Below are 20,926 nucleotides of genomic sequence, written 5' to 3'. Positions count from 1 at the left end.
TTAATTATATGTACTTATTTGGAGCCAGTGGCCATGCAAAAGTAATAGTTGATATCCTGCTTTCAGAAGGGAAAGTTGTGAAAGGATTTTATGATGAAGATGAGTCTAAAAAAGAATTGAGTGGTATTCCTGTATTGGGTAAAACTGACACTTTCAATGATTCTTCTGCACATTGTATCGTTTCAATAGGTGATAATAAAACCCGAAAAAGAGTGGTTGACAAGCTGAAAGCACGATTTGATACGGCAATCCATCATAATGCTATAATCGGCTCCAAAGTACAAATAAATGTAGGGTCTGTTGTGATGCCCGGTGTGGTAATCAATGCAGATACACGGATTGGCAAGCATGTGATTATCAATACCTCAGCAAGTGTTGACCACGATTGTGAGATTGCAGATTTTGTACATATCGCTCCAAACTCTTCCCTTTGTGGTGGCGTTAAGGTAGGAGAGGGTACACTTTTTGGAGCCGGAGCCACGGCCATTCCATTGGTTACTATTGGGAAATGGTGCGTAATTGGTGCTGGAGCAGTCATTACTGAAGATGTACCTGATTATTCTTTGGTAGTTGGCAATCCAGGAAAAATTATAAAAAGCATAAAACCATGACAGATATTGCTATTTTAGGGGCAGGAGGTTTCGGCCGGGAAGTTAATTTGATCATACAGCAGCTGATCAAAAAGCATAACTCTTATAACTTTCTTGGCTATTTTGATGATGAGGACAAGTCAGAAGAGTTTGGAAAGAACTACCTGGGGAATATCCAAACACTTAATAAGTGGGACTCCCATATTTCCATAGCAGTGGCTGTTGGCAATGGGCAGACCAGGAAAAAAATGGTGGATAGAATTTCGAACTCTAATGTGAGATATGCCTCATTGATTTCTCCTTATGCCATTTTAAATGATGTGATGACAATAGGAAAGGGCAGCATCATTTGTGCAGGAGCCAACCTTACTACTAATATAAGAATTGATAACTTTGTGGTGGTTAACTTAAATGCCACTATCGGCCATGATTGTCAACTGAATGATTTTGTATCCGTAATGCCTGGAGCCAATCTGGCAGGTAATGTAGTGTTAGAGGAAATGTCTTTTGTGGGTAGCGGGGCAAGTATTCTGAATGGGCTTAGAATGGACAAGTCCTCTGTATTGGGTGCGGGGGCTGTGTTAACCAAAAACCTTGAGGCCAGGCAAGTGGCAATAGGAGTACCCGCTAAACCCGTCAAAAAGTGAGTTTGTATCAGGATTTCAGACCTTCTATTTTATTTTTAGCCAAATTTATTGGTCTTTATTTAATTCTTAATGTTTTATATGGCTTCTATCTTGAGGCTTATAAAGGAGAGGCTGACCCAATGACAAAATGGGTGACGGAGCAAACAGCTGAGGTTTTATCATGGTATAACCAAGACATCAGTACCGGCCCAAAGGAGGATTTGAAAAGTATCTACATCTTTAGGGGGGATCATCCTATTTTGTCAGTCTATGAAGGTTGCAATGGGTTGAATGTAATGATTATATTTATTTCGTTTATGATAGCCTATGGTCGTATTTCCATGAAAATGTTATGGTTTATTCCGGCAGGTTTGCTTACTATCCATTTCTTTAATCTGGGAAGAATCATTTTACTCTATCATGTAACCATTTCTATGCCTTCTTTTTTATACTTCAGTCATAAATACCTTTTCACAGCCTTTATTTATATAGCAGTTTTCCTTTCTTGGGCACTTTGGATATTTAAGGTCAATGGCAAATAAAACACTCTTGCAACCGGATCGGCCACTGAGGATTTCCTTAATCATCCTGAGTATGGTTTGCCTGGGAATTATTTTCATTGGGCAACACTTCGACTATAGTAGTTTGCTATCTGCGGAACTCAATTCAAATCAAAGGTTCATCTTCAACAGAACTATCAGGTTTTTGTTAAATGATAACCTGATGTTATTGATGATTTTCGCGATCTTTTATGATAAAAAATATGTGAAATTCGGCTTTGCAGTGGAGTTGTTTGGCTTCTTCTTTCTTTTGATTCCGTACTTCCTGCTCAGGTTTGAATTTAATATTAACCATACCTATATTTCTTTCATTCACAGATTAATTATTAATCCAACATTGATGTTGCTGCTGATTCCGGCTATTTATATTCAGAGGATAAAGAAGGTATGATGATTCTACGGCATCAATACAGCACTCAGTCGTGATATTTAGAAAATTAACATTAGAACATCCTTAAGAGCGAAGTGTGGCAAAACTTTATCAATTCCTCTTTTAGGCTCTTCCTGCTGGCTTGTGAAGACACAAGACGAGGGCAAACAAGGTGCTAATTCATATAGCGTATCCTAATGAATTAGGCTGTGGTCATAGTTGATAACCAACAGATTGCTTCACATGTATTCCGCTCCCACGGAATAACATGCTCGCAATTACCAGCAGGAGTAAAGCTTGAGCTATTAGGCCATGTGAACCTTGAAAAGGTCAGACATGTTGTTTCTCAGTCGTGATATTTCAAAAGAATAAGATTAGAATGGTTATTGCGAATCCGCTTTCGGGTATTCTATAGCCAGTATGAACGATAAGGCGGTGAAGCAATCTTTTTTTAAGGGTAACGAGCTCGGTTGACAATTGGTAAATTAGTTAATAGCCAACAGATTGCTTCACATGAATTCCGTTGTCACGGAATAGCATGCTCGCAATAACCAGTAAAAGCAAAGCCCGGTACTGACCTGCGGTCTGACCTAATGAGTAGTAGCTGGCTTTATCTCCTTAACCCATTTCTTAAAGGATTCAATAATTCTTCTAATCCATTGGTTTTAATCACCCACAAAGTTTCCAGTTGCATGCCTAATTTACCTGCAGGAAAACCATCTTTTCGTTTAAACCACTCCAGATAAGAGACAGGTAAATTACAAAGTAAAGAGCCCTTATATTTACCAAAGGGCATCTTTACTCTTACTAAATCTTTTAAAATTTCAGGATTCAGTCCTTCCATTATTTTTTAAAACGATCGGCTACAATTAAATCTTTGGTGCCATGCCCGTAGGTGTAGAAACCTTCACCGGATTTCGCTCCTAGTTTACCTGCCTGCACCATGTTTATCAATAAAGGACAAGCTCTGTATTTAGGATCACCTAATCCGTCCTGCAATACATTGAGGATACTTAAGCAAACATCCAGACCAATGAAATCAGCCAGTTGCAAAGGACCCATTGGATGTGCCATTCCCAATTTCATAATAGAATCAATTTCCGAAACACCTGCTACACCTTCAAACAAACTGTAGATGGCTTCATTGATCATAGGCATCAGAATACGATTAGCAATGAAACCCGGGTAATCATTTACCTCTTCAGGTATTTTACCAAGCTTTTTGGATAGCTCCATCACTTTTGCTGTTACTTCATCCGAAGTGCTGTAGCCACGGATCACTTCCACTAATTTCATGACCGGCACCGGATTCATAAAGTGCATGCCGATTACTTTCTCAGGCCTGTTAGTTACTGAGGCAATTTTGGTGATGGAAATTGAACTTGTGTTAGAAGCAAAGATGGTATTGTCTCCACAAATTGCATCCAGCTCCTTAAATATATTTAATTTAAGGTCTACTCTTTCAGTAGCGGCTTCAACCACTAAATCAGCCAGGGCAGCACCCTCTTTCATGTTAGAATAAGTAGTAATATTTTTCAGGGTATCTGCTTTCTTAGCTTCATCAATAAGCTCCTTCTTCACCTGACGGTCAAGGTTTTTTTCAATGGTAGCCATGGCTTTGCTTAAGGCTTCTTTATTGATATCAATTAAAGCTACCTGATAACCATTTTGTGCAAAAACGTGTGCAATTCCATTGCCCATGGTACCTGAACCAATCACTGCTATATTTTTCATAAACTATATAAGATTATTGTGATAAATAATTTTTACAAAGATAGAAAAGATAGTGGGCTTGAACCGTCTAAATTGGAATGTTTTGGTTTATTAATATGGTATTTTCCACTGTGGAATCTAAACTACAACCAACTTTCTCTCTAGCCACTATGCTAAAATCACTAATATTCCTATACATGCAGCTATGCTTCGTATTTTATATTCATTTTTCATTAATAGAATTAAGTCAGTCAGCCAAAGCACAGACAGTCTGGCTGTGGTCAATGATTAAAATGATTTACTTTTTCACCTACACTATTAGGATATTAAAGATGTTGCCACTATAATTATAGAAACGAAAGTATACAGCTTGCAGAAGTGTATTTTGACGACCTACAGGTGACAGTAAACCAGAGCAATGCGATACAGGCCAGCAACTATTACCCATTTAGACAGCAGTCAAGCAGCTGGACAAGGAGCATAGGCCTGGGAATGGTGGGAACGAGCTCAACCAATATCTCAACTTACACATGGACTTTTAGACCAGCAAAAACTCCTCAATATATTAAATTAAAAATGGGCGGATTATGATTTTCAAGAAGAACAAAGAGTTTATTATGATAGTTTCGATGGGAATTATACTAGTTGTTATGATTTTATTAATTTTACCCAGCCGGGATTCTGCTCAGCTATATCAGCTAGACAAATGTAGATGGAGTAGAAATATGAAAATACAAACATTTAATGGAGTTGTAATTAAAAAGTTTAGAGATACTAATGAGCATAATTATCCTACTTTATTTTTTGATCAAGTAGGAAGAAAAACATCAATTAAGATAGAATTCCAAAATGAAATAAGCGGGTTTTATGATTATGTTACTGTGGGAGATCTCATACGAAAGAAATCTAATACATTGTTAGTCGATATAATTAGAAGTAATGAAAACATTAAGATTGTTTTGGATTATGGTTGTCATGAGAAGTGAATTATGTAAGTATAGTTCTAAAATTATCCCTTACGTATTCAAAACCGGTTTTAGAATCAATAAAAATTGAGAAGAAAATTTTACTGGGTATTGTTCAATTGAAAAAGCATTTACTTCTTCGATTGTAGGATGCCACCATTTATAAAATAACCTTCTTTTAAGAAATAAATCTTTAGTAATTTCGTGATAATAAAAAATATTAATTTAAAAATAAATTTATGAAAATTATCAAACTTACTTTCCTTTTAATGCTGGCTGCTACATTTACAGTTTCGGCACAAAAGGTAGATTCAAACAAACAAGAAGTTTTTGATTTCTTCGGTGACCGCGATGGCAATCGATACCGCTCCGCTTCCGGTAAACCGGGACCGGAATATTGGCAAAACAGTGCCGATTACAAAATAAATGCTACTTTGAATCCGGAGGAAGATCTTTTAACAGGAAATATTACCATTACTTATACTAATAATAGCCCTGAAGAGCTGGAATTTATCTGGTTGCAAATGGAGCAAAACAGATTTACTGAGGAATCAAGAGGAACTTTAACTACACCTATACAGGGCAATCGTTATACAGGAGATATGGATGGAGGTTACAAAATCAGTAACCTCAATGCCAAAAGTGGCAGAAAAGGAGATGCTTCAGATAAACATATCATAACTGATACTAGAATGCAAGTATTTTTCAATGAGCCAATTGAAGCCAAAGGAGGAACAGCCACTGTTTCCATGAATTTCGAATATATTATTCCTACTACAGGAATGGACAGAATGGGCCAGCTTGATGTTGAAGATGGAACTATATTTGCCATGGCACAATGGTACCCTCGTTTAGCAGTTTTTGACGATGTAAGAGGATGGAACACTCATCCCTATTTAGGAGCAGGTGAGTTTTACCTTGAATATGGTGACTTTGAATACAATGTGACTGTTCCCTTTGATTATATAGTAGTGGGATCAGGAGAATTACTCAATCCAAATGAAGTGTTGACTTCCGAGCAACAAAACAGGATGAACAAGGCAGCCAATAGTGATGAAACAGTGTATATCATTACTCCTGAGGAAGTAGGTGATGCCGCTAAAACCAGCCCGAAACAATCAGGTACATCTACATGGAAGTTCAAAATGAAGAATTCCAGAGATGTGGCATTTGCTACCTCAAAAGCATTTATCTGGGATGCAGCAAGAATCAATTTACCTGATGGAAAAACTGCCATGGCTCAATCAGCTTACCCTATAGAGAGTGATGGGGAAAATGCATGGAGTCGTTCCACGGAATACACAAAAGCCTCTATTGAACATTATGCAAAAAAATGGTTTAACTACCCCTATCCGGCAGCTGTGAATGTCGCTGCTGACATTGGAGGAATGGAATATCCCGGACTTTCATTTTGCGGTTATCAATCACAGGGTAAATCATTATGGGGCGTTACAGATCATGAATTTGGTCATAACTGGTTTCCAATGATTGTAGGTAGCAATGAAAGATTATATGCATGGATGGATGAAGGCTTCAATACTTTTATCAATTTCTATTCTTCAGAAGTGTTTAATGAAGGTGAATACGCAGATGATTTGCACCAGCCCAGACAATATGCCAGTTGGTTGACCAGTGAATCAAGGGAGCCAATTGCTACTTTCCCGGATGTGGTTGATACGCGTAATTTAGGGATGATTGCTTATGTGAAGCCTGCCATGGGACTTTTTATGTTGAGGGAATATATCTTAGGACATGAAAGATTTGATAATGCTTTTACTGCTTACATTGAAAGATGGGCTTATAAGCATCCTCAGCCGGATGATTTTTTCAATACTATAGAAAATGTGGCAGGAGAGGATCTTTCATGGTTTTGGAGAACATGGTTTTTCGGAAATGGAAATATAGATTTAGCCATTGACGGTGTATATCCATATCAGGGTAGATATTTGGTGGTGTTGTCCAATAAAGGAGAAGTACCTATGCCTGTGAACATGAAAGTTGTTTACCAGGATGGCACAGAGGAAATGATCAATTTACCTGTTGAAATTTGGCAACGCGGTAACAGCTGGAATCATCTGATTACAACAGCCAAGGAAGTAAAATCCATTACTATTGATCCGAAAAAGATCATACCTGACGTAAATACCAGTAATGATAGCTGGCCATCAACTATTTATGATGAAGAGTAAGTTTTTCTTAAACTAGAAATAAAAGAGGTTGTCTTAAATATGAGACAACCTCTTTTTGTTTTACTTAATTATTTTTACTGTTTCGGTACCAGAGTTGCCTGATAACTCCAAAAAGTAAATCCCACTAGGGAAACTTGAGGTGTTGACCCTAATACTATTTTTTCCTTCAGTTGAAAATTGGTTTAACAACTTTCCGTGAACAGTGAAGATTTTAATAGTAGTATATATTTCTGCATCAGTGATATCAATGTTTAAATAAGTTTTCGTTGGGTTAGGATAGACCCTGATCATTTTATCATTCTCACTTATTTTATCATTGGCCAAAATTAATGTTCTGGCACTATTGTTTCCACAATTCCCTACCACAAAGCTTTGCTTATTGCCAAAAGTATTATTTTCGCCACCTTCAGGGACAGAATAAGTATAATAAAAATAGACAGTTTCTCCTTCATTGGCATTTATAGTGAAGGGAATATTGGGAGAAACTCCATACCCTGGAAATGTAGCATTTGGATTGGTGCTGTAATACAATATGCTTGTCGGGCTGCCAACCCCAGCTCTTTCAGGAATAAAAGAAATGCTGGGGTTATTACTATCATTGGAAATTTCAACAGAAAAATCACCATTCGAAGCAGTCTGATTACAATTGTTATTGTTGTTTTGCACTTCACTGGCCACCATATAATTAATATTCAGGCCACTGTTATCAAACACCAACCTCATGGTATGCTGTCCCTCACTAATAGAAACATTCGTGGCATTTACATTGACATAGTTTTGCCATGCACCGGTATTGGGTACCTCTAGGGTTTCTGTTACCGCTACACCATCTATTTCCAGATGAAATCGCCCATTCCCGTTAGGTGAAGCTACTCTAAAACTAAAATCATAAGTTCCTGAGGAAGCGGTGGAATTGATGGTATATTGCAACCATTCTCCATTTTCAATCCAACCTACATTGTAAGTACCGGAATCGTCATTAGCATTTTCAATGTCAACATCATCGCTCTTATAAGCACCTCCAGTATTACCGGCACTTGTATCATAATATCCTACATTTTGTCCACCTTCATCATAATCTTCCGCTTGTATTGTACCGGGTAGTGTGGTACCATTTGATAAAGCAGTAACAGTAATATTCGCACTATGGCTTACAGAACCTGAAGTGGCAGTTACCTCAAAACTTCCCGCCTCTGTAGCTGTATATAAGCCGGAAGATGATATGTTACCTCCAGTAGTACTCCAGCTAAAATTGGCAGCAATAGGATCACCATATTGATCTAACGCATTGGCCTCAAATTGCTGAGTTTGCCCATTGGTGATACTTATATTGGCTGGTGAAATTGAAATGCTACTTACTACACGCGGATTTTGTGAGTTACCATCTTCCCAAACAATATCATCTATAGCAAATTGAAAGGTAGAAGAAGGAAGAGCCCCATCTAAACTGCTAATAGCAAACATATAGTTGATATTCTGAAATGCCAACAATCCTTCAAAATCAGCTAATGGAATTTCCACTTGTCCCCAATCTCCATTTCGTGTTAAGCCATATTGTGATTGACCCGCAGGAAATTCTATAAACTTTTCATTGGTGTAATTATCGGTTATACCAATTCTGAAAGCTACATTGCCGGGGATTTTAATTTTAAATTTCAGACTTCCGTCTTCTACGTAGTTAGACATATCTTTGCCGTTTAAGGCTGCTATACCGCCACCAAACCAACTATTAGAGGTGGTAGTATTCCAGGCGATTACGTTATCTCCTTCATAAGGAGCGATGTTGCCTTCTTCCAGGGTCTCTCCCCAGGCATAAATTTCCGCATCTGTACCAAAAACCAGTTGGCTATTAGTAGGTGTGTTATCTGTGTAAACTCCGAAATCTCCTGTTTCGGCTATTAGGTCATTATAATCGAATTCAACACTTCCGTGACCATTCCATTCATATACACGCACATAATCCACATACATCTTTCCAGGCAAAGGAGCTGTTACTTGGCCGTTACTCAAGGTGCCCGGCAAAGTACCACCAACAGCCAAATTCAACAACATATAGAAGGGTCTTGAAAATGGAGCTGTTACACCCTCTGGATCAATAGGAAAAGGATTGGCATATAAGTCGTGCTCCAGGCTGCCATCCAACACTGTAAAACGGATTTGAGTGGGCTCCCAATAAATTCGGTAGGTAACAAAGCGGTCATTTAAGGGAGTGCTGGCAACATAGGGTTGATTGTAATCTACATCATAGGCTATATTGCCCACTCCACCACCGGGAATTGGGAAAAACGCATTGGCACCTATATAATTATTGACTGTTGAATTGGGTTCTTGTTGCTCATCCCTGGCCGCCTGGCTAAATCCCATTTCCATGATGTCTATCTCGCCATTGGCTGGCCAGGTCAAGTTGGCAGTACCCAATAGCCAGGCTGCTGGCCATAATCCCTGATTTAAATCAGGCACTCGCACTCGGACTTCTATTAGTCCATAGTGGACTGATAAATTTCCTTTAGTGGTTACTTTGCCTGAAGTAAAAGCTCTGGATCCGGAGTTTTCATTTCTTGCTTCCAGCACCAGGGCATTATTACCACTTTCTCCCGGCACATTATCTATATAAACATTGTTTGCCTGATAAGATTGTAATTCCTGATTTCCCCATCCACATAATCCAATGTCACACCCATCACCAATATCAGGCTGCCATATATCGTTGTTGAGTGAATTAAAATTATCTTCCCAAATGATGGGACCGATTTGAGCTTGAACAGCCAAATGACTTAAAAATAACAACCCTAAAAGGCAAAGAGCCTTGATAGGTAAGTTTCTGATTTTTGATCGTTTTTTCTTAAATGTAAGCATGGTTTCCATAGGTTTTTGATTAAAATATTTTGTATTCGTTTCATCTTCAATTTCACGACAAAATATAATATTTCCAAGATATGGACTACATCATAAATACATCAGTATATGATTTCGATAAAATCTACATTAACTGTATAACTTGCTTTAAATGATCAGAACGAACTATTTAGATCAAATTAATACATCATTTGTTCATCATTCTTCTTTCAATCATGAGGTTTTAAATTCTTTCATGATTACTTAATTAGGTGTAATGATTGAAGGGAAAATTTAATTATTACAATACTGATCTTTGGTTTCTGAAATAAGAAATTCCTTGTCATACAATGTTTGAATGCTAAGTTCCCACAGTTAGGAGAGGTTTTATTTTGGTGAACTTGAATTGTTTGACTAATTAATCTAAATTAGTTAATCAAAATCTTTAGTATGAAAAAAACCTGGCTCCTCATTATAACACTTCTGCTAATTATTGCTTGCAACCAAAAAGAAAAAAAAATAACAGATAGATTACAGTACGAAGAAAAATACCGTCCTCAATACCATTTTTCTCCTGATAGTGGATGGATGAATGATCCTAACGGAATGGTTTATTTTGAGGGTGAATACCATCTTTTTTATCAGTACTATCCGGATAGTATTGTATGGGGCCCGATGCATTGGGGCCATGCTGTAAGTGAAGATTTGGTTCACTGGAATCATTTACCTATAGCTTTGGAACCCGATTCATTGGGATACATTTTTAGTGGAAGCGCAGTGATTGACTGGCAAAACAGCAGTGGTTTTGGAAAAGATAATAAACCACCTATAGTTGCTATTTATACTTACCATGATATGGATGCTGAACAGAAAGGGGAGGTTAAATATCAGACGCAAGGAATTGCCTATAGTAATGATAAAGGTCGGACATGGATAAAATATGAAGCTAATCCAGTACTAGAAAATCCGGGAATTAAAGATTTCAGAGATCCGAAAGTTTTTTGGCATGAAGCTGAAAATCAGTGGATAATGACACTTGCGGTAAAAGATCATGTCAGTTTTTATAAATCAAATGACTTAAAAGATTGGACTAAAAGTAGTGATTTTGGTGCGAGTCATGGCTCACACAAAGGAGTTTGGGAATGTCCTGATTTATTCCGACTAGATGATCACTGGATATTATTGTTAAGCATCAATCCTGGCGGGCCTAATGGAGGATCAGCTACTCAATATTTTATTGGTGATTTTGATGGTAATAAATTTACAGCCATTGATGACAGCACCAGATGGTTAGACTATGGAACTGATAACTATGCCGGGGTGACGTGGTCGGACATACCTCAAAGCGATAATAGACGCTTGTTTATTGGCTGGATGAGTAATTGGGATTATGCCCAGACAGTCCCAACTGAAAGATGGCGCAGTGCTATGACTCTTCCAAGAGAATTAAGGTTAGTGGAGAACGAGAAAGGAAAAGGATTAGCTTCTATACCCGTAAAAGAATTAGATAAACTAAGGGATATTGAAAAAGCTGAAATGTATAACCGCTCTGAAATAGTAACATCAGCTTCTGCTATTACATTACCTTCTGATAAGTTAGAAATAAATATGCAGATTGACCAGGGGAATACAGGAGCAGGGTTTGAGATAATATTTGAAAATGAAAGAAGTGAGCAATTTATAATAGGTATGGATAGTGCTTCCAATAAATTTTATATGGTAAGAGATAAAATTGGTGGAAAAGCATTTTCTGATAAATTTGATGGAACACACTTTGCGCCAAGGGTCAGTAACACTCCTATAATCAATCTACGAATTTATTTAGATGCCTCAAGTATTGAGTTCTTTGCTGATGATTATACAGTAGTGATGACGGAGATATTATTTCCTGAAAAACCTTTTAATCAAATGAAGTTTGAATCAAACAATTCAAATCTGACTTTAAATTCAGTGGTTGTTTACCCTATGAAATCTATTTGGCATGAATAACAAGCTTTAAGTAAAGTATGAATAGACTGATAGACAAATAGTGCTACAAAAAAAAATATTGTTTCTCGTATTAAATTTAAACTGCAAAACCCATAACCCATGATTTTCAACCTCTCAACAGACCATAAACTAACCAATGGAAGTACCAATTTTATTCCTTTAGGAAATCATCATGCATTTGGTTTATCTCAGATCGAAGAAATTGAGGCCAGGCTTCCCTTTTCAAAAACAGAAAAAATAAATGAGATATGGGGAACCCTTGGCTGGAAAGATGATAAGCTTTTTCAGGAACAGGGGATTATTGAGTTCTCTGAGTCTGGTCAGCTAACAGAAGCAAAAGGAGCTACCCTCAGGCAAATTGAGATGCTGTATGATATTTATCCTGAAATCCCAGTGAAAAAGAATAAAGTACGGGAACGATACATTGATTTAAATAAATTGGAAATAGAAAAACCAGGTTTCATTTCATTAAAGGATATGAAAGAACTTCGCCTTGATATTTTCCTGGAGAACAATGAAGGTGCAGTAGTGTATTTGCAACACAGCGAAAAGAACAATTATAACGAAGAAGAAGCTTTTATAGAGTATATTTCACCGCAACCTACTGATGAAGATAATAGACTGGATTTAAGGAACAGGTTGACCTATCATATTCCTTTCCAATTTGGAAAAAAACTAAAGCCCGATGGTAAAGAGGATGGAAGCGAAGAGCGGTTTTGTGGCCCGGTTAATTATCTGGAAGTATCAGATGAGGATCCCGATCAGATTGTAAGTGAAAATGGAGAGCTTATTGATTTGGAGAAAACAGGCTTTATTATTAAAATATTAACCTTTGTTCGTAGTGCCCGCACACCTGAGGAAGCCTTGAAAGGGATTGGATCAGCCATTGCGAGGGAAACCCAGAAGTCGATATTGAAATCCCAATTGGATAAATTAGGGAAAAATAAATACGCTTTACTAAAATTTGTTCCGGAAGTAGATTTACTTAATGAAAATGGACAATTTGTTAAAATTGAGACAGGAAGTGATATTGATCTATCGGTTAAAACCTTGATTTTGGTTCATGGTACTTTCAAGGATACTTATGGCACCTTTGATAATTTTATAACCAAAAAATATCTGAATACTGATCATAACTTCCTCAACTTTCTTATCAAAAATGGATATTATGAACAAATTCTTGCTTTCGATCATCCCTATTTTTGGGATACACCGGAGGAGAATGCCCAATGGCTGATTGACAACTTTTTAAAGGACTATTGTTTTGCCCCTAATTTGGTAGACTTACTGGGAGCAAGCAGAGGTGGTTTATTGGCTATGCATTTGGCCATCAGCCTAAAAAGTGCAAATCTGCTAAAAGTAAGGAAGGTACTTATTTTTTCAGGAGGACCTTCTGGCTTTGTGGATTCCATTGCGGGGCTTTCGAAATGGATTTCAGTGATGAATATAGGTGCTCCCGTACCTTTACAGAAACTATTATTGGGCATTGCCAGCATTGGACTAAGTTATATTGGAAAGAATTCCGGACTTGCAGCTATGAAATCCAACAGCCCTTTTCTGGAGAAACTGTATGGTGATCCTCTTGAACATCCTGTTATTTTTAAAGCCATGGTAGCAGATTGGAACAGGCATTTGGTGAGTGGGAAAGGCAGGCTTGACACTACAATGAAAAGGGTGTTGGCAACTGGATTGGATACCGTCCTTAAATTGTTTCTGGGTTGGCAACATGATTGGGTAATTGGATCGGCCGGGCAAAGAAAATTACCACAGGGCTTTAATGCCTTTCCTGAGCCTTCCTATGAATACAGTAGTATGCATGGCAAATATTTCCTGAAAGGTTACCCCCAATTCAAAGCTGACAATAAATGGCAGGAAGCTGATGTATACCATGAGATTTTAAATTTTCTTGAATAGCATAAGCACATTTTCTTTTCATAATTATTCTAAAACCTGAGTTCGACTTTTAATGATAGCGTCAATTCTTGCTCATATTAAAATCGCACTCAGGTCTAAACTAAAATATTTTCAAATAATGATCTCTTTTTGAAAATTTTGGTGTGTATCTCATATGAATAAATTTTTGGTAAAAAAGAAAGGCTTTATCGATATATCTAACCAATAATGCTATTAAATGAAAGAACTACTACAACTCGCCAGTCTTTCCCTGGTAATCGTAATTTTTAGTTGCGCAGAGGCAGGGCAGGGGAACTCCCATACTAACAAACTGCTTCTTAATAGTACTGATTCCTGTCTGACCGCAAAAGAAAAATTTCCCTCGGAATTAATCGATCCAGGTACAATAGCTCAAATGGTAAAGGTACCAGTTCGAGAGGTTAGGGTGGAAGATAACACCCAAATAATTGACAAACCTAAATATATGAATGTAAGATACCAGTGGCCATCAGACAGAACATTTATGATGACAATGGGAGATAGATCTGTGGAATTGGAAGCTAATAATTTTATTGCTGTAGGTAACATGGATCTCCTTAATTACCCAATGATTGGTAATGATAAAAGCTTTGTTGATTACTTTAAGCATATGTACAGGCTTAGTCAACCGCAAAATGGATTGTCTTCTGAAACCAATCAGCAAACACCCATAGTTAACAAATACGATGGACATAAATTACAAAAAGAGGAAACCAATATAGAATATGTCTTATTGGAAGGGGTAGGGGATGTTGCTTGCTGGGGAGTTATTAACATCACTGGTTTTAAAAGTTTACAGCTCAAAGTTTTGAAAAGCAATATTATATTTAATGTGAATGTAAATATTTCTGATGACCTACACGAAAATATTGAAATGGCAAAAGCTGTTGCTCTGAAAATAATCTCAGTATGTGGGAAATAGTAAGTACTTCTGAAAAATAAATCCTAACTTTTTCATCCTTATTATATATCAAATTATCTAGATTTGAGTTTCCTTACACTTTAAGATAGCTGATATGTCATTTTACAATACTCGGAATCTCCTCTATTTGTTTCTTTTGATTGTTTTGGGAAGCTGCACTACAAGCAGGATGCAAACTTCATCAGTTTCTTCCAATGAATTGAATAATTTGCATTATTTCCAACCTTTCAGTTTTATTCATCTCATAGAGAAAGGTAATTTGGGGGCTTTAAATGAAGAACTATCTTTAGAATCAAGGAATTTAACAGATTCCATACTAATCAATAAATCTGATCAATATAAACTTAGTGGTTCCATAAAATATAAGTTTTTTGATGATAGAGAAAAAGCAGAGGCTGATGTAATCTACTTAATTGATCAAATTGACTATAAGGGAAGTATACATGGAATTCAATTACCCGAAGTACTTAAAAGCATGATGGAAGAAAATAATACACGCTTTGCAATGGCTGTGCTTGTAGATGGTTTTGTTCGAAGTAAAGGCAACTATACAGGGCAGGTTTTCAAAAGCATAGGTATAGGGATATTAACCCTTGGAACGTATTATCCGGTTCCCATAAAATCCCGATCTTACTTACAGGTTATTATATTGGATGCTTATAATAACGAGATTGCATTTTACAGAAAAAGTGCAATGGATGATAAGTCACCTTTAGAACCAAAGGTGATTGACAAACAGCTGAACAATATATTTAAAGAGTATTTTTATTGAGCTATGTACACGTTACTTACAGGAATTCTAGTCAATATTCCTTGTAAGAATCCTTTACATTTACTACCATGCTTATACTTCAGGAACAGGCTTAAGTAAAGGCTCTTTTTCCATACAAACGTTTATATCATCAATTGAAAGATAATACCTTCTTATCTGTGCTTTATAGCTTTCTTCGAGTAAGTCATGTTCAAGAATATATTGTTTAGTGGCAATAATCTCTTCATGAAAGCCATAATCAACGGCAATATAATCAGCAGCATGTTCTACTTTTTTCCTGAAGCTTGTTGAAATATAGTATCTGAGGCCATAGAAAACCATTTTAAAATTGGAAAATGGCTCATAATCTACAAGATGACCCAGTTCATGGGCAAACCAGCCTGTAAGTACATCTTCAGGAAGGTCAGCGATAGCCAGTGTATCACTATCACGTACATAAACACCAAGCTTTATTTGATAGCTTTTAATACCTGTAAATAAATTACGGAAATTAATAAGTGGTTGAGCCTGCATAGTAGACTCTTTTATTCTCTCTTGGTTAAGTGTGATTTCGTAATCGTGTAAGGGCTTATAGCGTTTCATTACTTTCATAAAACTTTCTTTAATACGATCATCTGTAACATTTATAAAGTTTACTTTCATATTCTCATTATTTTCAGTTGAGATAAGTTTTGAATTGTCAATCTGGGATCTTGTGAGCAGGTTAAATGCTACTAGTATAAGAAGTATAAGGGAAGAGCAGAATATTGCTAGTTTTGTTGATTTTCTCATTAATTATTATCGGTATTGAATGTATTAGTTATTATTACAATGGTACCATTCTCTAATTAGTTCCGTTCCGCAGGTGTTTCAGTCAAATTCATATTATTATCAAAAGCGACTTCTTAGAATTAACTATTACAGGCCCTCGAAATAGTAAAGATATTATTTAGAATAAGTCCAATTAAATATTAATTTTACGTCATGGAACTTTTTGTCTATGGTGTGGCGCATATTATTCAGCAAGGAATACTTGCTATGGCTGAAAGAATGGATTTTATCACTAAAACTCGTATTGTCACACATATAGATGATATTTTAGCTTTATATCACCAATGGAATTCAATTATTATAATCGTTCCACTTGAATTTTATCTTAATGATCAGGAAGTAAAAGATTTCATTAAATCTAACCCTGCTGTTAAACTCATTTTAATTGCTGATCTGTATCGAATCGAAAGCAAAAAAATAACTGTTGAGGCTGATTTAGCAGATATAATGATTTGTAAGGATTGTAAGGAATATGAGTTTACGCATGCTTTGATAGCAGCCCGGGAATCTGGTAAATATTTATGTAGCGAACTTCTTAGCTATATCTTTCAAAATCATAGCAACTCAAATACGGTTCAGGAAGAATTACAATCATTAAGTGATCGAGAGTTGGAAGTGCTTAAATTGATAGGAGAGGGACAGTCTTCCCAGCAAATTGCAGATCAATTGTTTATTAGTAAACATACCGTTAACTCCCATCGCAAACGCATTATGCAAAAGCTATCCTTGTCTAAACCTACGCAGCTTATTCAGGTGGCGATAGCTTTTCAATTCAATCAGGAATAAGTTACTTGAGTATATAAACTTTGTTTTAAGTTTTCCTACATCACTTGTAGTCCAAAAAATACCGGAACTCTGCAGTTCAAACTTTACCTTCACTACCACTAGCTATCCCAAAATTCCCTACCTATAGCTATTGCCAGAATAACCTGCAAGTCCCATCTTTGCACTGTTTAGAATAAATCTAATTAAAAATAAAGATGTCGTTTACCAAAGTTATAGTAGCAATTATTGGATACTTACTGACTGCCAATTATGCAGTTGGCCAGGTTTACTTCTATGTAGAAGACAATAATGGCCTGGCTATTTCAGATGCTGTGATTAGCGTAACATCCTTATCAAAAGCCGGAAAGTCAGAAACAAGCTGGACTGACACAAAAGGAAAAGCAACTATCTCTATTAAACCTCCATTTATTATACAAATCTCCCACCTAAACTTTCACTCACATTCAGATACAATAAGGAACAGCGCTTCATTCAATTATCAACTGGAAGCAAAATCCTCTACATTAAAAGAGGTAGTGGTAACCGGGCAGTATGAAGCTCAGTCAGCAAAAAATGCCGTATACCAGGTCAAAACTGTAAATTCAGAAGTGATAAAAGCCATGGGGGCTACCAACCTGGAAGAAGTGCTTTCCCAACAACTGAATATCCGCTTCTCCCGCGACAACGCTGTAGGAAATGGAAGGATTAATATGCAAGGGCTTTCAGGACAGTATGTTAAAATCCTTATTGATGGTGTGCCAATGGTAGGAAGAACAGGTACAGGCAATGAAATTGATCTTAACCAGATCAATGTGCAAATGATTGACAGAGTAGAAATAGTGGAAGGTCCCATGGCCGTTAATTATGGAGCTGATGCATTGGCCGGAGTCATAAACATCATTACAAAAAAGGAAACTGATCAATCTGTTTTTCTCAACCTTAGTATACAGGAAGAAACAGTCGGAAATGAATATTCATTATTGGAAGATGGAATCCATAATTATTCTCTCCGCTTTGGTGGAAGAATTACCTCTAATTTAAATGGAGAAATTCAAAGCCGTTGGAACCACTTTGGCGGCTGGACAGGTGCAGGAGAGGGAAGAAACAAGGAGTGGTATCCCAAAACACAATGGATGAATTCCGGCCGATTGAATTACACTGCCAATCAGTGGAATCTTAGTTATCAACTACAACAATTATCAGAAGAAATTCTTGATTTGGGGAATATAAATTCCAATAATCCCCTACTTGACCCATTTGCAACAGATCAGGCTTTCAATACGGTACGCTGGATGCATCAATTGCAAGCTGGATTTTCATTGGGTAATTGGAAGCTAAACTCCGCCAATTCCTTTACCGATTATAGCAGGACTACAGCTCAATATAACACCAATATGGTTACAGGCAAAGAAACGCCTACTGTGGCTACTGAACAAGATACTATTTTTTATCAGTCATGGTTCAGCCGCAATACATTTCAAGGAAAATTATTCACGGCATTTGATTGGACAGCCAATGGTCAATTAGGCCTTGAGTCTACCTATGAATTAGCTGGTGGTACCACTTTATCGGATGGATATAAAGAGCTTACCGATGTGGCCTTTTTTGCCTCAACAGAACTTAATTATAAAATCAGGCTAAAAGTAAGGCCTGGAATCCGCTATACAGTCAACAGCATTTTCCACACTTTACCTACACCCTCTGTCAATGTAAAATATGACATCAACTCCTATGTACAAATCCGGGCAGGTTATGGAAGAGGGTTTAGAGCACCCTCCATTCGGGAACTGTACCATGAATTTATAGATGCCAATCATAATATTATTGGGAATGAGCTACTGCAACCGGAAACATCCCATAGCTATACCGCTAACCTCAATTTCCGGTTTTCTGATAAGTTAAAGATTAATTCCGGTGCTTTTTATAATGACATTAACGATAAAATCGGTTTTTACACTCCGGAAAGGGCCGATTTGCCTACTACCTATCAAAATATCAGTGTATTTAAAACCAAAGGGATAAATGCCGGTTTGCGGTACAATGTAAAGCAACTTCAACTTCAGGCTGGTACAGCATTTATTGGCCGCTACCAACAATTAAGTGAAGATGCCCCAACAGAGGTGCCTGAATTTATCTATTCACCAGAGGCCAATTTATCCATCCAATATCATTTCCCCGCTGTGGGCTTACAAACCGCTTTCTTTTACAAATTCACAGGGGCCAATAAAGACTACAGATTAGTCAATGACGAATCAGGTGGTACACAAGCTGAACTGCAACAAATAGATCCTTTTCATTGGCTGGATTTAACACTCACTCAATCCATTTCCAGTCAGTTCAGTATGAGTGCCGGGATTAAAAACCTGTTAAATATTGAAACTATTAATGACAATTTGAGCGGTGGAGCACATTCAGGAGGAAATTCCGGACAAACTTCGGTGGCTTATGGCCGCTCATTTTTCTTACGATTACAATATCAATTTTCTAAACCAATAAACAAATGAATATCAAAAACACTTTTTTCATGCTATGCTGCTCATTTCTGAGCTTATTCCTGTTTTCCTGTGATGATGATGAGCAGGTACAAGCCTTGTCAGTGAGTTTTTCAGCTTCGGAAATTGGCTTTTCTGGCGAGGAATCTGAAAAGTCGATAGAAATTATTTTCTCAAGAGCTACTGATCAATCCGGGATATTAAATTTATCTATTGAAGCGGGTAACCTTACTTATGGAGAGCAAAATGACTTTTATACCATGCCTGCAGCAGAAAATAATACCTTACAAATACCATTTGAAAGTGGAGTCAATCAGCTGAGTTTTCATGTGCACAAAGGAGCCGGATTAAATATTGAAGAAGACCAAAGTATCAGTTTTAAACTGCAATCCACCTCTGATGATTTCTTTCAGATTGGTGTAAATAATGAATTGACAGCTCAATTTTCTGAGAATTTCCTCTCAGCTTCCGGTCGTTTGGAGCTAAATTCCGGAGGAGCAGATTTCCCTTTACAATCCTTTGCAGATCTAAGCAAACATTCTGTACGCTCGGTAGATAAATATAGCTGGGATTTGGGTTTCACTACCGATAACACCTTCCGTGTCATTCTCAATTCATCTGCACAAGTAATGGCTCGTGCTATAGATAAAGTAGATTTAACTAATGTTACTGCTGAGGATACTGTAGATTTTGCCAACGAAATGCAAATTGGTTTTATGGCCACCAATGCAGCGGTAGCATGGATAGATTCACCCAATGGAGATTTATCAGCAACGGCAATTGCTGAAATAAGTGCAAATGATAGTGAAAACAAAGTTTACATTATTAAAAGATTAGGCGATCACCGTGATTGGAAGAAGGTTAAAATTAACCGAAATGGAGATGGGTACAGCATTCAGTATGCAGATATAGACGCAACTGAATTTTCTACCACAGAAATCCAGAAAGACGCAGCATACAATTTCAAGTTCTTCGATTTGGATCAGGGGGAAACAGAATTTGAACCTGCAAAAGACACTTGGGACATCATGTATGGTACCTATACAGAAATTGTATCATTTGGTCAGCCTGCTATTCCATATAGCTATAACGATTACATTATTATTAACCGAAATCAGACTTCTGTTTCATTGGTGATGGTTGAGGATTTTTCTTTTGAAGAATTTAGTATTGAGCATACAACAGAAGTTTCATTTGAATCTGAAATTAATGCACTAGGAGCCAATTGGAGGCAAGGTGGTGGGCCGGGATCCGCTCCACAGCTTTTTGATGATAGATTTTTTGTAATTAAAGATGCTGATGAAAACTTTTATAAAATCAGATTTACCCGACTTTATTCAGAGGATGGTGAGCGTGGTTATCCTGAGTTTGAATATCAACTATTAGATTAAATAAA

General features: G+C 37.0%; 17 protein-coding genes. 13 read left to right on the top strand and 4 right to left on the bottom strand.

Going from position 1 to position 20,926, the window contains the following annotated elements:
* Nucleotides 1–8: 8 nt before the first annotated feature.
* Genes JKA74_RS05310 through JKA74_RS05295 form a run of 4 tightly spaced genes read left to right on the top strand, consistent with a single transcriptional unit; the run spans nucleotide 9 to nucleotide 2,167 of the window.
* On the top strand, nucleotides 9–611 hold the full coding sequence (locus JKA74_RS05310) for an acetyltransferase (RefSeq protein ID WP_201430109.1): 603 nt from the start codon (nucleotides 9–11) through the stop codon (nucleotides 609–611).
* Nucleotides 608–1,237: an acetyltransferase gene (locus JKA74_RS05305; protein ID WP_201430108.1), complete on the top strand. Its 630-nt coding sequence runs from the start codon at nucleotides 608–610 to the stop codon at nucleotides 1,235–1,237. The genes JKA74_RS05310 and JKA74_RS05305 overlap by 4 nt, the downstream gene beginning before the upstream one ends.
* Nucleotides 1,234–1,758 (top strand): exosortase family protein XrtF, encoded by a 525-nt coding sequence (gene xrtF / locus JKA74_RS05300; protein WP_201430107.1) that lies wholly within the window; start codon nucleotides 1,234–1,236, stop codon nucleotides 1,756–1,758. The genes JKA74_RS05305 and xrtF overlap by 4 nt, the downstream gene beginning before the upstream one ends.
* On the top strand, nucleotides 1,748–2,167 hold the full coding sequence (locus JKA74_RS05295; protein WP_201430106.1) for an exosortase F system-associated membrane protein: 420 nt from the start codon (nucleotides 1,748–1,750) through the stop codon (nucleotides 2,165–2,167). Before xrtF ends, JKA74_RS05295 begins: the two co-directional genes overlap by 11 nt.
* A gap of 589 nt (nucleotides 2,168–2,756) precedes the next feature.
* Here JKA74_RS05295 and JKA74_RS05290 read toward each other — a convergent pair.
* Nucleotides 2,757–2,990, bottom strand: coding sequence for a DUF3820 family protein (locus JKA74_RS05290; RefSeq protein WP_201430105.1), 234 nt, complete (start codon nucleotides 2,988–2,990; stop codon nucleotides 2,757–2,759).
* Nucleotides 2,990–3,880, bottom strand: coding sequence for a 3-hydroxyacyl-CoA dehydrogenase family protein (locus JKA74_RS05285; protein ID WP_201430104.1), 891 nt, complete (start codon nucleotides 3,878–3,880; stop codon nucleotides 2,990–2,992). The genes JKA74_RS05290 and JKA74_RS05285 overlap by 1 nt, the downstream gene beginning before the upstream one ends.
* A 566-nt stretch (nucleotides 3,881–4,446) precedes the next feature.
* Between JKA74_RS05285 and JKA74_RS05280 the strand changes: the two genes are divergently transcribed.
* Together JKA74_RS05280 and JKA74_RS05275 are read left to right on the top strand one after the other, a co-directional pair.
* Nucleotides 4,447–4,845: a hypothetical protein gene (locus tag JKA74_RS05280; protein WP_201430103.1), complete on the top strand. Its 399-nt coding sequence runs from the start codon at nucleotides 4,447–4,449 to the stop codon at nucleotides 4,843–4,845.
* Between the two features lie 218 nt (nucleotides 4,846–5,063).
* Entirely contained in the window at nucleotides 5,064–7,013 is a 1,950-nt protein-coding gene (locus tag JKA74_RS05275; RefSeq protein WP_201430102.1) for a M1 family metallopeptidase, read from the top strand.
* A gap of 60 nt (nucleotides 7,014–7,073) precedes the next feature.
* Here JKA74_RS05275 and JKA74_RS05270 read toward each other — a convergent pair whose 3' ends face one another.
* A complete protein-coding gene (locus tag JKA74_RS05270; protein WP_201430101.1) occupies nucleotides 7,074–9,878 on the bottom strand; it encodes a carbohydrate-binding protein in 2,805 nt (934 codons plus the stop codon).
* Nucleotides 9,879–10,298: 420 nt separating this feature from the next.
* On the opposite strand from JKA74_RS05270, the gene JKA74_RS05265 reads away from it, so the two are divergent.
* The 4 genes from JKA74_RS05265 to JKA74_RS05250 all read left to right on the top strand — a co-directional run bounded on the left by JKA74_RS05265 (nucleotide 10,299) and on the right by JKA74_RS05250 (nucleotide 15,463).
* The gene (locus JKA74_RS05265; protein ID WP_201430100.1) at nucleotides 10,299–11,837 is read left to right on the top strand and encodes a glycoside hydrolase family 32 protein; all 1,539 of its coding nucleotides are present in this window, start codon (nucleotides 10,299–10,301) and stop codon (nucleotides 11,835–11,837) included.
* Between the two features lie 99 nt (nucleotides 11,838–11,936).
* The gene (locus JKA74_RS05260) at nucleotides 11,937–13,751 is read left to right on the top strand and encodes an esterase/lipase family protein (RefSeq protein ID WP_201430099.1); all 1,815 of its coding nucleotides are present in this window, start codon (nucleotides 11,937–11,939) and stop codon (nucleotides 13,749–13,751) included.
* A 217-nt stretch (nucleotides 13,752–13,968) separates the two neighbouring features.
* Nucleotides 13,969–14,691 carry a hypothetical protein gene (locus tag JKA74_RS05255; RefSeq protein WP_201430098.1) on the top strand — a complete coding sequence of 241 codons (723 nt, stop codon included), beginning with the start codon at nucleotides 13,969–13,971 and terminating at the stop codon, nucleotides 14,689–14,691.
* Between the two features lie 169 nt (nucleotides 14,692–14,860).
* A complete protein-coding gene (locus JKA74_RS05250) occupies nucleotides 14,861–15,463 on the top strand; it encodes a hypothetical protein (protein WP_201430097.1) in 603 nt (200 codons plus the stop codon).
* Between the two features lie 72 nt (nucleotides 15,464–15,535).
* Here the strand turns inward: JKA74_RS05250 and JKA74_RS05245 are convergent, their stop codons facing one another.
* Nucleotides 15,536–16,105: a hypothetical protein gene (locus JKA74_RS05245; RefSeq protein WP_201430096.1), complete on the bottom strand. Its 570-nt coding sequence runs from the start codon at nucleotides 16,103–16,105 to the stop codon at nucleotides 15,536–15,538.
* A 321-nt stretch (nucleotides 16,106–16,426) separates the two neighbouring features.
* On the opposite strand from JKA74_RS05245, the gene JKA74_RS05240 reads away from it, so the two are divergent.
* The 3 genes from JKA74_RS05240 (at nucleotide 16,427) to JKA74_RS05230 (ending at nucleotide 20,921) form a co-directional block, all read left to right on the top strand.
* Nucleotides 16,427–17,059, top strand: coding sequence for a response regulator transcription factor (locus JKA74_RS05240; RefSeq protein ID WP_201430095.1), 633 nt, complete (start codon nucleotides 16,427–16,429; stop codon nucleotides 17,057–17,059).
* Between the two features lie 194 nt (nucleotides 17,060–17,253).
* Nucleotides 17,254–19,542: a TonB-dependent receptor plug domain-containing protein gene (locus tag JKA74_RS05235; protein ID WP_201430094.1), complete on the top strand. Its 2,289-nt coding sequence runs from the start codon at nucleotides 17,254–17,256 to the stop codon at nucleotides 19,540–19,542.
* Nucleotides 19,539–20,921, top strand: a complete 1,383-nt coding sequence (locus tag JKA74_RS05230; protein ID WP_201430093.1) for an HmuY family protein — start codon at nucleotides 19,539–19,541, stop codon at nucleotides 20,919–20,921. The genes JKA74_RS05235 and JKA74_RS05230 overlap by 4 nt, the downstream gene beginning before the upstream one ends.
* Nucleotides 20,922–20,926 lie beyond the last annotated feature (5 nt).

The organism is Marivirga aurantiaca (assembly GCF_016679925.1).
Classification (GTDB): Bacteria; Bacteroidota; Bacteroidia; order Cytophagales; family Cyclobacteriaceae; genus Marivirga; species Marivirga aurantiaca.
Note: the sequence above shows the minus strand (reverse complement) of the source record. Positions and strands in the feature narration are given on the sequence as shown.